The organism is Polaromonas sp. P1_G1 (assembly GCF_056405595.1).
This window is the reverse complement of the sequence record NZ_JBFUBU010000020.1, coordinates 56,530-70,087: the sequence shown is the minus strand read 5'-3', so window position 1 is coordinate 70,087 and position 13,558 is coordinate 56,530. Positions and strand designations below refer to the sequence as shown.

Below are 13,558 nucleotides of genomic sequence, written 5' to 3'. Positions count from 1 at the left end.
GTCCCCGCTCCCGATTGTCCCGTCCTGGCTGGGCCGAGGAGCGCAGAGACAAGCGGATCAGGGCCGGCGWTGTCTGAGCGAAGCGAGTTTAGCCGGACCCCGCTTGGCTCGAGCACCGCAGGTTGCCCGAAGCGAAGCATAGGGACCCAGACTGCGGGTCGCCTTTTCTTTGCTTACTTTCTTTTGGCGAAGCAAAAGAAAGTGAGTTGCTGCCGGCAACCCCGGCCAGCAAGACCAAGAGAAGAGTACAGAGGGGAGGAAGCGCCCCGCCGGAGCAAGACCGGCTCCAATCAGTCCCCAAGATCGACCAAACCTGCCAACTCCACCCCAGCAGGAGCCCCATAGTCCGCCATCACCACAGCCCGGCCAGAATAAGCCGACATCCCACCCAGCAACTCTTTAACAAACGCAATCGAGGGCGCATCGAGCGCGGCAAACGGCTCGTCGATCAACAGCAGGTCGGCACCTGAGGCAAACCCCGCCGCAAGCCACACCTTGCGCTTCGACCCGGTGGACAGCATGAAAATCTTTTTATCCATGTGTGGCTCCAGCCCCAAGCCTTCGACCAAGGGCTCCAGCAGCGCTTCATCAAAACCGGAATAGCGGCCGCCCAGCGATGCGAAGAACTGCGTCGGCGTGAGCTGGTCGAAATCGGCGTTGCGCGGTTCCATCCAGAACAGCTGCCGGCGATAGGCCTCGGGCTGCTCTTTGAGTGAGACACCGTTCAGCTGCAACTCCCCCGCATCCGCAGCCAGGGCGCCTGCCATCAAGCGCAGCAGCGTGCTCTTGCCGCGCCCGTCGCCGCCCTGCACCAGGGTGACACCCGGCGGGATGGTGATGGACAGCTGAGCGAAAAGCTCCACCTTGGGCTTGGGGTAGCTGAAACCTAGACCTTCAATGGCGAGCACGGCAGGATGTTTGATGAGGTATTCCTGTTCAGGGTGGAAAGCCAGCCCATTGTAGAAACGCTTAGGCTGATTTATCGGAATGCCAGTCGCAAGCTATAGTGAAAACCCATCATGATGTTTACCTACTCGCTTCGCCGCAATCCTTGCCTCCTGATCGGCGGCGCCGAATCGGCCTACCGGCATTTCTGCGGCGGTGAGTGCGAAGTCCCCGGGCTGCCGTCGGAATCGCGCTTTGTGCATATCCTGAGCCTTGACCTGCGCGACCCCGCGCTCGCGTTTCTTCAGATCGAGGGGCTGGCGGCTTTGCCCCTGGTCATGGATACGGCACAGGGGTGGATTCACTACTCCGTGACGCAAGCCAGTGGCATCCAGCTTCATGCCGTGCTGCAGAGCGATTCCGAGCCGCTCATGCTGGGGCCTTTGCCACGGCAGCCGCTTTCCGTACTCCCATTCACCTACGAGCAATACCGTGCGGTCTCTTTTGCCTCTGCCGTGTTTGACACTTCCTTTCTCAACCCCCAGGACCGCGAAGCCCTTGAATCGCTGGGGGAGGTGTATTCGCAGATCGGCGGGGCACATGGATTGGGCAACGGGATGTCGGCTCAGTGCATGAACCCGGATTGCCTGGGTTTCCCTAATCACAGCATGCAGGAACTGGCCTCGCTGCAAACCCAGCTTGCCCCGGGCGTGTCGCTGGACTACTGCCCTAATGACCCGGCGCTTTATTTCTTTATCTGCAGGCAATGCAAGTCCATCAGGGGCGAGGTTGCCCTCTGATGCGACCCGTTAACAGGAGCCACCAACATGCCGGACCGCACCATCCCCAGCCTTTATGAATGGCTGGGCGGCATAGAAGCCCTGACCCGCCTGACCACGCGCTTTTACGAGCACGTGAAGAAGGACGACTTACTCGGCCCCGTCTTTGCACACATGGGCGACGAGCATCCGGCCCATGTCGCGGCCTTTCTCGGCGAGGTCCTGGGCGGGCCAACCACGTATTCGGAACAGCATGGTGGCCATCCGCACATGATCCGCCAGCATTTGAACCGTCACCTTGCGCAGGCGCAGCGACGGCGCTGGGTCAGCTTGCTGCTGGAGACAGCGGACGAACTGGGCATGCCCGAGGACCCGGAGTTCCGGTCGGCACTGGTGGGCTACCTGGAATGGGGCTCGCGGCTGGCGGTCATCAATTCGCAGCCGGGCGCCACCGTCGATCCCGATGCGCCCATGCCGCGCTGGGGCTGGGGCGAGGTCAAAGGTCCGTATCTCGGCTGACGTTTATAAATGCCATCAGTACCTCAAATGCCCTTGCGGGGCTTGCACCAGGATCGGTTTTCATGAGGAGCCGGTGGGGATGGATTCTTGTCATGAGCCTGTCGGTCAACGTATTCGCCGCGCCCGGAACCGACATCCCCTGGCTATGGGACCGAACCTGGCCCAGCCAGTTTCAATCGCCGGAGCTGGCTCTGCTGGTGCACAACATCGAACTGCGTGGAACTTCCTTGCGGGAACGGCCGCGCTTGCAAATCCCGGTGCTGGCCCCGTCGACTCGTGTGACACCCGTCGTGCATGTGGAGTTCAACTTGCTGGAGCCTCCCGTGCAACCTGGCGCCTTCAACGAAGCTATCCGGGATGCGGTGGTGTCGGCGGCCCGCATGTCCACCTCGGGATGGGTGCAACTGGACTATGAAGCCAGGCCGCGTGGGCGCGAGGCCTATTTGCAGCTGGTCCGCAGCATCCGCCAGGCCTTGCCCGCAAAAGTACGTTTGAGCGTCACGGCTTTGGCATGGTGGTGCCAGGGAGGCGCATGGCTGGACACCATTGCCGCCGATGAGGTCGTGCCCATGATGTTTCGCATGGGGCCTGATGCGCATCGTTTGCGYAGCCTGCTGCGTGAGCAGCCCGGGAAGCTCCACCCGCGCTGCCGGGGGCCGGCGGTAGGATTGGCGCGGCAGGAGCCGCAGCTAAACGATATCTCGCAGCGCTACCCCCGGCGCTACTGGTTTGATTACAACGGATGGAAAGACCCCCATTTATGGCCAACGGAACTACCTTGATGAGACTGGCCGCCTGCGGTCTGCTGGCACTTGCCCTGACCGGTTTTACCCTTCCCGCGGCCCAGGCCAGCGGAGCCGACGGTCCCAGCGACGATTTTGTTTCCCGTGTCCAGCCGGATGTTCGCCTGGAGCGCTATGAAGCGGGTTCACTGGGCGTGGTACTTACGAGCTATCCCCGGGTATTCCTGTATCCGGCCTGGCGCGCCATTGTTCGTGGCACGCCCGTAGTCGCCGCGCCGGCTTCGTCATCCGGCGCCTCCGCCATGGGCCCGCTGGAAAAGGCCTGCTGCGACAACAGCTCCGAAGAATACGCAAGCCTCACCAACCCGCTGTCTGGCCCCAACCAGTGGTTGGCGGCGCGCCTTGCCCTTGCCGGCGCACCGCCCCGCGTGGCGCCTGCGATCTGGCGCACCGAATACAGCGACCCGTGGACCAGCTACCGCAACTGCCCCGACCCGGCTTGGGCCGCCGCGGCCGCCAACCTGAAAACCCTGCAATCACGCGGGGATGCCACGCCGGCGCGTTTGCAGGCCTGGGTCGCCGCGCAAGATGCGGTGTTCGAGTTTTGCGACTATGTGGCGGGCGCCCCGCCGAAGTTCAGCAAACCGCCGCCCTCGCCGCCCCAGATCCCGGCCTTGCTGCCTGATGGTGAACCTGTTGCATGGCGGCAATGGCGCGAGTATCAAATCGCGTCCGCTCATTTCTATGGTGGGCGCCTGGAAGAAGCGGAAGCGTTGTTCACAAAGATCGGCACCCAAAGCGGGCATCCGATGCAGGCCTGGGGCGAATACCTGGCTTTGCGCACCAGCCTGCGCCGGTTGACGCTCAGCCCGGTTTGGGACGCCGCGTTGCGCAAACTGCTGGACGGGCAGGGCACGCCGGAGCAGAAGAAGACTGCCCGCGAAGTCTTCAACAACCACCGCGACACCTGGCAACAGGCGCAGCTGGCCGTGCTCACCGCGCGCGGCAATCGCATCCTGGCCAAGCCGGCCCTTCAGCCCGTGCACGAGCCTGTCCGCGCCACGCTGCGCCGCGCCGCATTCCTGCTGACACCGGTGCAGCGCTTTGCCCAGCTCAGCGATCAGCTTGACGACATGCAGGCCGACCCGCACACCAACGATGCGCTGGCGGACTGGCGGCGGTTGGCCAACGACCTGGTGGACGGCCCAGCCCCGCCTGTCGAGGCGATGCGTGCAAAGCATGCGTGGTTTGACTGGATGCGCACCCTGCAGGGCTGCGAAGGTACGCTGGCCCGTAGCGACACTGTCAATTGCCAGGTTGAGAGCGCGCACGCCCTGGCGCGCTGGGAGGCCGCCGGGAAGGCGGTGCGCGGCGAGTCCGCTGCCTGGCTGGTCGCCGCGCTGGCGACCGCTGCCGAACCAAGACCCGAACTTGTGCAGGCCGCCGAGCGCGTTGCGGAGACGGCGCCTGAGTATTTGACGGTGCAATACCACCTGGTTCGCCTGCAGCGAACAGCCGGCCAGATCGATCAGGCGCGCAGCCGTGCGGATCGCCTGCTGGTCAAAGCGCCGCAAAGCACCAGCGCCATCAACTTGCTGCGCCGTGAGCGCTTTGCCATGGCGACGGGTCTGGAAGATGCCTCACGGTTTGTGCAACGCCGAGTGACAAGCCAAAGCAACCCCGACACAGGGCAAACCGCTCTGGCATCAGCGGCTGAGGAGGAAGCCGCCCAGGTCGATGAGGATGGCGGGCGCTGGCTCAATGAACGCCTGAGCGCGGCGGAGCTGCTCAAGCTCAGCGAATCCAGCGTACTTTCGCGGCCTTTGCGGATCAGCATGGCAACGGCCGCCTGGTGGCGCGCGGACTTGCTGGGGAAGTCCGCACTGGCCAATGCGGCGGCCGAGCGCAGCGCGGCCTTGTTGCCGCGCTTGGGCGGCCTGGCAAAAAACTACGTGGCCGAAAATAATTCCGAGGAGAGGCGGCACCTGCTGGTAATGGCGTCCCTCACGGATTCGCTGTCGCCGCTGGTTTCCGCCATGCCTGTTGCGGCAAGGAATCAACAGGCTCCACAATCCCGGGAGGACGTCACAGCCAGCGCCTGGTGCAGCATCGGTCCGGAGGGCTCGGGCAATACAGCCGCCCGGTCGCTTCGTGAACCGGATGGCCCCAAGCCGCAAGCTGACAGCGGGCAGGAAGTGGCCGCCGAGATGGCCGCCTTTCGCAAAATTCCGCCGGCCACCAGTTTTGTCGGTGCTCATGTTCTCAAGCGCCTGGAGCTTCGGCCTGCCGATCCAGACCTGCCGTGGCTGCTTTATGTCACGGTGCAATCCACGCGCGGAGGCTGTGTCGGCCGTGACAACGCGGCGCTTTCACGCACCGCGCACACCAAGCTACACCTTCTTTATAAAAAGAACGAATGGGCGCAAAAGGCGCCTTATTGGTACAAATAGGGACGGCGAAAAACCATTGTGTGTGACTCAGTTCCTTGCCTGCACGAGCAGTCGCGCGTTTTTCGGCAACTCCGCGAGCAACACGACCTGCCCGGGCGTGACCACGCGGTCCGCCTGAAACCGGTCTTCGGACGCCTCTTCATCCCGCTGCCAGCGAATCGTCAGCGCATGGCCTTGCACCTTGAGGTCGATCTCAAACGACGGCCAGTGCGCCGGCACACACGGCGACAGCGACAGTTCACCCTGCCGCACGCGCAGGCCCAGGATGTTTTCGATGGCGGCGCGGTGCAGCCAGGCGGCTGAGCCGGTGTACCAGCTCCAGCCGCCGCGGCCCACATAAGGCGCGCTGCCATAGATGTCGCCGGCCATCACGTAGGGCTCCAGTTCATACACGGGTCCGCGCAGCGGGTGTTCGCTGCGGTGGGCGGGGCTCAGGGCCTGGAAGCTCTCCCATGCGGCTTCGGCGTCGCCGGTGGCGGCCTGAGCCATCATGGCCCAGACGGCGGCGTGTGAATACTGTCCGCCGTTTTCGCGCACGCCGGGCGGGTAGGCCTGGATGTAGCCGGGGTTGTCGGCCGAGTGCTGCAGCGGCGGCGTGAGCAGGCGCAAGAGGCCGGCCTCGGGGTCGACCAGCTGTTCGTTCATGGCCTGCATGGCGGGCACCGTGAATTCATCGGTGGAGGCGCCGGACAGCACGGCCCAGGCCTGGGCGATCAGGTCTATGCGGCATTCGCTGTTGGCGGCGGAGCCCAGCGGTGCGCCGTTGTCAAAGAACGCGCGGCGGAACCAGGCGCCGTCCCAGCCGTCCTTGTGCAAGGCGCTGATCCAGCCCTGGCGCGCGGCCAGCCAGCTGTCGGCGCGTTTGTCGCCGCGCGCGCGGGCCAGAGGCTCGAAGTCCTGCACCACGCGGCACAGAAACCAGGCCAGCCACACCGATTCGCCGCGGCCTTCGTGGCCGACGCGGTTCATGCCGTCGTTCCAGTCGCCGGTGCCCATCAGCGGCAGGCCGTGGGCGCCGGTGGCCAGGCTTTTGTCGATGGTGCGCGCGCAGTGCTCGAACAGCGTGGCCGTTTGTGCGCTGGTCTGCGGCGCGTAATAGGCGTCTTCGGCGCCCTCCGGGATCGCCGGGCCGTCAATGAAGGTGACCTCCTCGTCGAGGATGGCGGCGTCGCCGGTCACCGCGACATACCAGGCGCAGGCATAGGGCAGCCACAGCAGGTCGTCGGAAAAATGCGTGCGCACGCCTTCGCCGCCGGGCGCGTGCCACCAGTGCTGCACGTCGCCTTCCGGGAACTGGCGCGAGGCGTTGAGCAAAATCTGCCGGCGCAGGCGATCGGGCTCGATGAGGGCGAAGGCCATGGCATCCTGCAGCTGGTCGCGAAAGCCGAAGGCGCCGCCGGCCTGGTAGAAGCCGGCCTTGGACCACAGGCGAGAGGCCAATGTCTGGTAGAGCAGCCAGCGGTTGGCCAGGGCATCGAACAAAGGGTCGGGCGTGCGCACTTGCAGCTTGCCGAGCAGGCCGGACCACCAAGCCTTGACCTCGTCAAGCGTTTGCGCGGAATCACGTGCCTGCCAGTTGCGGGCCAGTTGCTCGGCGGCTGCCGGATCGGCGGCGTGGCCGAGCACGAAGGTCAATGTCAGGCTCTGGCCCGGTGCCAGCGTGAAGTGGCCCGCCAGCGCAGCGCAGGGGTCCGCGCCCCCTGTGGCGCTTTGTCCCAGCGCGGCGGGAATCACCAGCCGGCCTGTGGCGTCGAAGAACTCGCTTCGATCGCAGGTCCACTGCAGCGGGCCGGGCAAGCCGGCGACGGACAAAAAGGCCGTATTGCCGCCGAAGCCGGCGCGGCTTTCACGTTGTTTGGCGAGCACGGCGGTGAAGGCCGCGTCGTCGGATTTCCAGGCGCGGACGGTGCGGCGTTCGTGGCGCCCCGCGCCCATTTGCCACTCGACCATGGCGAGCGCGCGCAGCCGGCGCGTTTCGCCGTCCTGGTTGTGCAGTTGCAGTTGCACAAGCTTGACGGGCTCGCTGATGTCGGCGAAATACGTGGTCTCTACCTTCAGCGCACCGTGCAGGGATTCAAAGGCGGAATAGCCCTGGCCGTGGCGCACGCGGCAAGATGCGCCACTGTCGGCGCAAGCGCTCAAGGGCAGCAGTGCCTGCGTGTCCAGGTCCTGCAGCAGGTAGTGTTCAAAACAGGGGTCGGCCACCGGGTCGTTGGACCAGGGCGTGAGTTGGTGCAGCCGGCTGTTGACGGCCCAGGTGTAGCCGGCGCCGGCTTCAGAGACCTGGAAACCGAAGGCGGCATTGGCGATGACGTTGACCCAGGGGCGAGGCGGGCGATGGGCATCGTCCACCACAAACTGAAATTCGCCGGTGGCGGCATCAAAGTGGCCTTGCGGCGCTTGCGCGGTGCCGGCGGCGTGGGGCGTGGGCGGCAGGGCCCCGGCGGGCGTGCCGGTGCGCTGCGGGCTGCCGATGGCCTGAAGCGCCGCGGCCTGCTGCCCCAGCGGCCGGCCGTCGGCCACGAGGATGACCCGCGCCAGGCCCGTGAGGGCGGCTTTCTCGGAGGGCACGATCTCCTGCTCGCGCAACAGGAAAAAGCCGCCGGCGTCCCGGCCCGGAAAGCTGTTTTCAGCCTGCCGCAGCGTGCGGTCGCGCAGGGCAAGGATGTCGCGCTGCAGCGGCATCAGGTAGGAGTTGACTTCGCTGTTGAGGATCACCACGTCGGCGGCCAGGCCGCAAAAACTCCACCAGGGCTGGGCCTGCAGCAGGGAATGCACCAACGCCATGCCGTTGCTGGAGTGGATGAGTACCAGCACGATGGGTTTGTCGCCGGAAATCCCGAAGCGCCAGAGCTGGCGTTGGTCCACCAGACCGCGCTCGCCCACCGGGCGGGTGCAGCTGTACATCAGCGCGGTGTTGAGGTCTTGCAGCGCGGCGTTTTCCTCGGGGTCCACGCCGAGGTCGCGCAGCCGTACCTGGGCCAGCGTGGCGGCCATGCGGGTGGCGCGTTCCACGTGCATGGGCTGCAGGTATTTGTCGATGCGGGCGGCCAGCTCGTCGGTGTTGGGCGCGGCGGCGGTGGCAAAGCTGAGCCTTGCCACACCGCCGGCCGGGATGCGGATGCGCACGCGCAGCCCGGCGACCGGGTCCAGCCCGTTGATGGGCGTGCCGCCTTCGCCGTGGATCTGCGTTTGCAGCGCGGGCTCCGCGGGGCCGCGGTTGCGCCCCAGGAAGCTACGGCGGTCGGCGATGAAGTCGATGGACCGCACGTTGGCCTCGGAATCCGCCAGGAAGTGCGCCACCGCCATGGCCGGGTCGCCTTGCAGCCGGGCCTTGCGCGTCAGCAGCAGGGCGCGCCATTCGGCATGCCACTGGGTTTCGATGAACAGATTGGAAAAAGCCGGATGGGCTTCGTCGGCGCGCGGGTCGGTCAGCACGGCCTCAAAACATGACACGACGTCCAGCGTGATATCGGCGCTGGAGACGTTGTGCAGCGTGACGGTGCGTATTTCGGTGTCGTCTTCGGGGCTGACCAGCACGGTGGTACGCATTTCCAGCTGCTCCGATGCCGCATCAAACTGCACGCGGTCGGCCAGGAAGGTGGCCTTGTAGCGCCAGTCCGGGTGCGGCGCGGGATGCAGCGTGAGGGACGAGAGCCGGTCTTGCCCCGCCGGGCGCAGGTAAATGAAGGTGCCGCAGGCATCGCGCAGCAGGTCGTCGCGCCAGCGCGAAATGTTCCAGGTCTTGTCGCCGCTGCGCCAGCGGCTGACGCCGGCGCCGTTGGCGCGCAGGGCCACGCTGTAGCGCCCGTTCGACAGCAACTGGGTGGGCTGCCAGCCGGGCGCGGCGGGGTCCAGCTCGCGCGAGTGGTAAAGCTGGGTCCGGGCCGCGTCGTCCGGCTCGGGCAGGGCGCGGGGATCGGCGCTTTCGATGATCTGGCGCGGCGTCTTTTCATGCAGCAGCGACTCAAAGGCCTGCATCAGCGGCGCCGAGGAGAACCAGCGCCGTGGTGCTTCATCGCACAGCACGTTGCACAGCGCCACCAGCGACATGCCCTGGTGGTGCGCCATGAAGGTGTTGACCAGGCTCATGGCCTGCGCGCCGGGCTGGCGCGCGACGGTGAAGTCCAGCGCGTCGGCAAAACCATACTCGCCGCGCGCGCCCCACTGTTCAAGCTGGCGCAAATTGGCCGCGGCTTCGCGCGGCATGAACTGGGTCGCCATGATGCTGGCATAGGGTGCGACCACGCGGTCCGTGGGCGGCGTGCGGCGCAGGGCCAGGCGCGGCACGCCGAAGGGCGAGTACTGGAAGGCCAGCGTGTGGTCCTGGGCGAAATAGGCCGATTCCGAGACGCCCCAGGGCAGGCCCTGGGATTCGCCGTAGGCCTGCTGCTCCTTGACCGCGGCCAGGCCGGAGATGTGCAGCAGGCCCTCGTCGGGCTCCATCATCACCAGCGAGGGCATCAGGTATTCAAACATCGAGCCCGACCAGGACTTGAGGCCGGGCGTGACGCCCACGGTCAGGAAGGCCCGGCCCAGCGCCTGCCAGTGGCGCCGGGGCACGTCGCCTTTGGCAATCGCCAGGAAGCTGGTGAGGCGAGACTCCGATGCCATCAGGTCGTAAAAGCTCGCGTCCAGCGCCTGCTCATGCACGCGCAGGCCGATGTGAAAGAGGTGGCGCTTGGTGCTGTAAAGGCCGCTGAAGTCCATGGCCATGCACAGTTTTTCGCAGCGCTCGCCGAGCGCCATCAAGCGGGCGGCTTCAGTCGGCCCGGTGCCCGCCTGGGCCGCCAGCAGGCGAAGGGACTGCGCCACCGCCAGCAGGTGGCCGGCGAGGTTGCCGCTGTCCACGGTGGAGACATAGGCCGGCTGCAGCACCTGCAGCGTGCGCGTTTCATACCAGTTGAAGAGATGGCCGTTGTGCTTGGGCAGGGCTTCCACCGTGTCCAGCGTAGCGGCCAGCCGCCTGGCCATTTCGGTGCCGGTGATCCAGCCGAATTCGCGCGCGCAGGCCACGGCCATCAGGTACAGGCCGATGTTGGTGGGCGAGGTGCGATGGGCCAGCGTGGGCTCGGGCTCCATCTGCAGGTTGTCGGGCGGCAGGTGCTGGTCTTCGGGGCCGACCACGCGCTCGAAGAAGCGCCAGGTCTGGCGCGCGAGCTTGAGCAGGTAGTCGCGGTCGGCGGCGTTCAGCGCGCCGTGCGGCGCGGCCGCGGCCGGCTGGCTGCCCCACCAGGCGACCACCGGCGCCAGTGCCCACAACAGGAAGAGCGCGGGGCCGGCCACCGGATGGGGGCTCCAGGCCGCCGCCACGGTGAGCGCGGCGCAGGCGAAGGATACGGCGGCGTGGCCGCGCACAAAGGTGCCCAGTGTGTATTGCGCCGAGGCCTGCGCCTGGGCGGCGGTGGTCCATTGCAGCAGGCGCCTGCGGCTGAAGGCCATGCGCCAGAGGGCCCTCGCCACGGCGTCAGCCATGAGGGCGGCCTGCACCGCCAGCTGGCTGAACTGCCAGGCCGCCTGCGCCAGGCTGCGTCCCACGTCGCGCATGCCAACGTCGAAAAAATGCAGCCAGGCGATGCCGCGGCGCGTGGGAATCAACCCCGCCAGTGCGCCCATCAGCGGGCCGGCCAGGAAGGCCAGGAAACTCAGGGCCAGGGCGGTGCCCAGCGGCAGCGCACCGGTAAACACCACCCAGGCCAGCAGCGCGAAGCAGGCCGGCGCGAGCAGCGAGCGGCGCAGGTTGTCCGCCATGCGCCACAAGCCCAGGGCATCTATGCCGAAGGCGGCGGGGCGCAGCATCAGCGGCAGCAGCTGCCAGTCGCCGCGCGTCCAGCGGTGCACGCGCGAGGCCGCCACGCCGGCATGGTGCGGGTGGTCTTCCATCAGCACGACATCGCCCGCATAGCCGCAACGCGCGATGCTGCCTTCGAGCAGGTCGTGGCTCAGGATGGCGCCTTCGGGCAGCCGGCGGTCCAGCACGGCGTGCACGGCCTCGACATGCAGCAGGCCCTTGCCGGTGAAATTGCCCATGCCGAACACGTCCTGGTAGAGGTCGGAGGTGCCGCTGCTGTAAGGGTCCAACCCGCGCTGGCCGGCAAAGAGGCTATGGAATACCGATCGCTCGTGGTGCGCCGACAGCGGCGTGGCCACGCGGGGCTGCAAGATGCCGTAGCCGGCGGTCACACGCCGGGTTTTGCGGTCGACATGCGGGGTGTTGAGCGGATGCGCGGCAATTGACACGAGTTCGCGCAGCGACCCCGCGGGCAGGGTGGTGTCGCTGTCCAGTGTGACCACGTAGCGTGTGCCCTCGGCCAGCCGCATGTCGGCGCCGACGGGCAGGAAGCCGGGGCCGGAGCGCTGCGCCAGGTGGCGCAGCAGCATCTCGAGCTTGCCGCGCTTGCGCTCCCAGCCAATCCAGCGGCGCTCGCTGGCCGACCAGGTGCGCGGGCGGTGCAGCAGCACAAAACGGGCGGGCGCGCCCTGGGCCACGGGGTAGGCCGCGTTCAGGGCACGCAGCCTGGCCAGCGCGTCGTCGAACAGCGCCTGGTCGCCTGGCGTGCGTTCGGTGTCGGCGTCGGCCCAGTCGGTGAGCAGGGCGAATTGCGCGTTGGCCTCCCGGCTGGCCAGCCAGTGCAGATGCAGGCGGTGCGCCAGTTCGCCGTTGGCTTCAATGGACGACAGCATGGAAGGGATCACCACCAGCACGCGGTGCTCGGGCGGAATGCCGGCGCTGAAGTCCAGGCGCGCCAGCGGCTGTATGCGGGTGGATTCGGCGATCAGGCGATGCATCAGCGCGACGACGGCTTCGGAGGCCGGCCAGGCCATGAGGAACACCGCCACCCAGGCGGGCCAGGGCAGCAGCAGCACGGTCAGCGGATGAAGCGCCCAGGTGAGCAGCGCGGCGGTGCCGGCGGCCCAGGCGGCCGCGAACAGGGGCAGGCGCCAGGCGCGCGGCGTTTCGGTGCTGGGCAAAGCCTTGCGCGGGCCGGCCGCGGGGCGCAGCGCGGCCTCGAGCATCGGGCGGCCCGGGCCTATCAGGTAGTAGCCCGCGGTGCGCGCGACCATGGAGTTGTTGGGCAGGCGTGCCGCGGCCAGAACGGCTTCGGCGACGGCGCGCTCGGATTTTCCGCTTTGCTGCGCCAGCCGCTCCATGGCGCGCGTGATCTGCTGGCGCGTCATCTCGCTTTCCCGTGAGAAGCTGGGCAAGCGGCGCAGCACCTGCAGGGAATGGCTGACGGGCTCGATCAGTTCGACCCATTCGACTTGTCCGATCAGCCGCAAGGTGGTGATGATGTTGCTGACGGTCAGGTTGGCGGCCACCTGCACGGTTTGCCCTTCGCCGATCATGCCCAGGGCGTCGGTGCAGTGCCGTTCCGCCCAGCGGACCAGCAGGAGCGCGGGGTGCAAATCGGGTTCGGCGCGCTCAACGGGCATGCGCTGCCACAGCTGGGTGAGGTAGCTGCGCTCCAGACCGTGGGCCTGCATCAGGGCCAGCAGTTCGTCGAGATCGCGCAGGCTCAGGGCGTCGGCTTTGTCCCAGGCGGCGTGGGCCACCTCGCGCGCGACCTTGTTCCAGGCGATGCGGTCGGCCATGCGGCGCAGGTTTTCCAGCAGCACCACGCGCAGGGTGGTGGGCAGAGCCCAGAGTTCGCCGAGGTTGAGTTCGCTGACCTCCTGGTAGGCATGCAGGAAGGCGGTGAAGAGCACGGGGTCCAGCACGCTGTCGGTGTGCGCCACGTAGGCCCAGGCGATGCCGTAGACGCGCGGCAGGCCTTGCAGGGGTTTGTCCGCCAGCTTGGGCAGGTCGGCGTAATAGCGATGCGGCACGCCCTCCTGGATCTGCTGGAGCTGCGCCTCCACCAGGTGAAAGTTGTCGAGCAGCCATTCGGCCGCGGGCGTGACGTAGTGGCCGCTACGCGAGGTCAGCGCGATGTAGTCGTAGGCCAGGCGTATGGCGGCGATGTTCTCCTGCACGCGCGGGAAGAACGGCGGGCCGCTGTGCTCGCTGCCGGCGGGCAGCACGGGTTGCGCGGCGGCCAGGCTGCGGCCGTGCTCTTCAAAGCGCTGGGCACCGAACAGTTCGGCGCGTATCGGTTGCTGTATGTCGCTGCGATGGCCGCTCAGGAGTTGCCGGGCGTAGGCGCTTAAGGTGTCCAGCCGCTCAAGGACAGCGGTAGCCACG

The 13,558-nt window shown here is 67.0% G+C and carries 6 protein-coding genes; 4 read left to right on the top strand and 2 right to left on the bottom strand.

The genetic code is table 11. From position 1 onward, the window contains the following. Nucleotides 1-290 precede the first annotated feature (290 nt). Nucleotides 291-908: an ABC transporter ATP-binding protein gene (locus AC1D1Y_RS12235; RefSeq protein ID WP_477682585.1), complete on the bottom strand. Its 618-nt coding sequence runs from the start codon at nucleotides 906-908 to the stop codon at nucleotides 291-293. A gap of 111 nt (nucleotides 909-1,019) precedes the next feature. On the opposite strand from AC1D1Y_RS12235, the gene AC1D1Y_RS12230 reads away from it, so the two are divergent. From AC1D1Y_RS12230 to AC1D1Y_RS12215, 4 genes are all read left to right on the top strand, one after another. After that, nucleotides 1,020-1,685 (top strand): hypothetical protein, encoded by a 666-nt coding sequence (locus tag AC1D1Y_RS12230; protein ID WP_477682584.1) that lies wholly within the window; start codon nucleotides 1,020-1,022, stop codon nucleotides 1,683-1,685. A gap of 27 nt (nucleotides 1,686-1,712) precedes the next feature. Then, nucleotides 1,713-2,183: a group II truncated hemoglobin gene (locus AC1D1Y_RS12225; protein ID WP_477682583.1), complete on the top strand. Its 471-nt coding sequence runs from the start codon at nucleotides 1,713-1,715 to the stop codon at nucleotides 2,181-2,183. Nucleotides 2,184-2,275: 92 nt separating this feature from the next. Then, nucleotides 2,276-2,965 (top strand): hypothetical protein, encoded by a 690-nt coding sequence (locus tag AC1D1Y_RS12220; RefSeq protein WP_477682582.1) that lies wholly within the window; start codon nucleotides 2,276-2,278, stop codon nucleotides 2,963-2,965. Then, the gene (locus AC1D1Y_RS12215) at nucleotides 2,965-5,376 is read left to right on the top strand and encodes an ATP-binding protein (RefSeq protein ID WP_477682581.1); all 2,412 of its coding nucleotides are present in this window, start codon (nucleotides 2,965-2,967) and stop codon (nucleotides 5,374-5,376) included. Before AC1D1Y_RS12220 ends, AC1D1Y_RS12215 begins: the two co-directional genes overlap by 1 nt. Nucleotides 5,377-5,403: 27 nt before the next feature. Here AC1D1Y_RS12215 and AC1D1Y_RS12210 read toward each other — a convergent pair whose 3' ends face one another. Next, on the bottom strand, nucleotides 5,404-13,557 hold the full coding sequence (locus tag AC1D1Y_RS12210) for a glycoside hydrolase family 94 protein (RefSeq protein ID WP_477682580.1): 8,154 nt from the start codon (nucleotides 13,555-13,557) through the stop codon (nucleotides 5,404-5,406). Nucleotide 13,558: the final 1 nt, after the last annotated feature.

Coding starts and splice junctions, on each gene's coding strand:
- AC1D1Y_RS12230 (WP_477682584.1), top strand. CDS start 1,020: ATGATGTTTACCTACTCGCTTCGCCGCAATCCTTGCCTCCTGATCGGC.
- AC1D1Y_RS12225 (WP_477682583.1), top strand. CDS start 1,713: ATGCCGGACCGCACCATCCCCAGCCTTTATGAATGGCTGGGCGGCATA.
- AC1D1Y_RS12215 (WP_477682581.1), top strand. CDS start 2,965: ATGAGACTGGCCGCCTGCGGTCTGCTGGCACTTGCCCTGACCGGTTTT.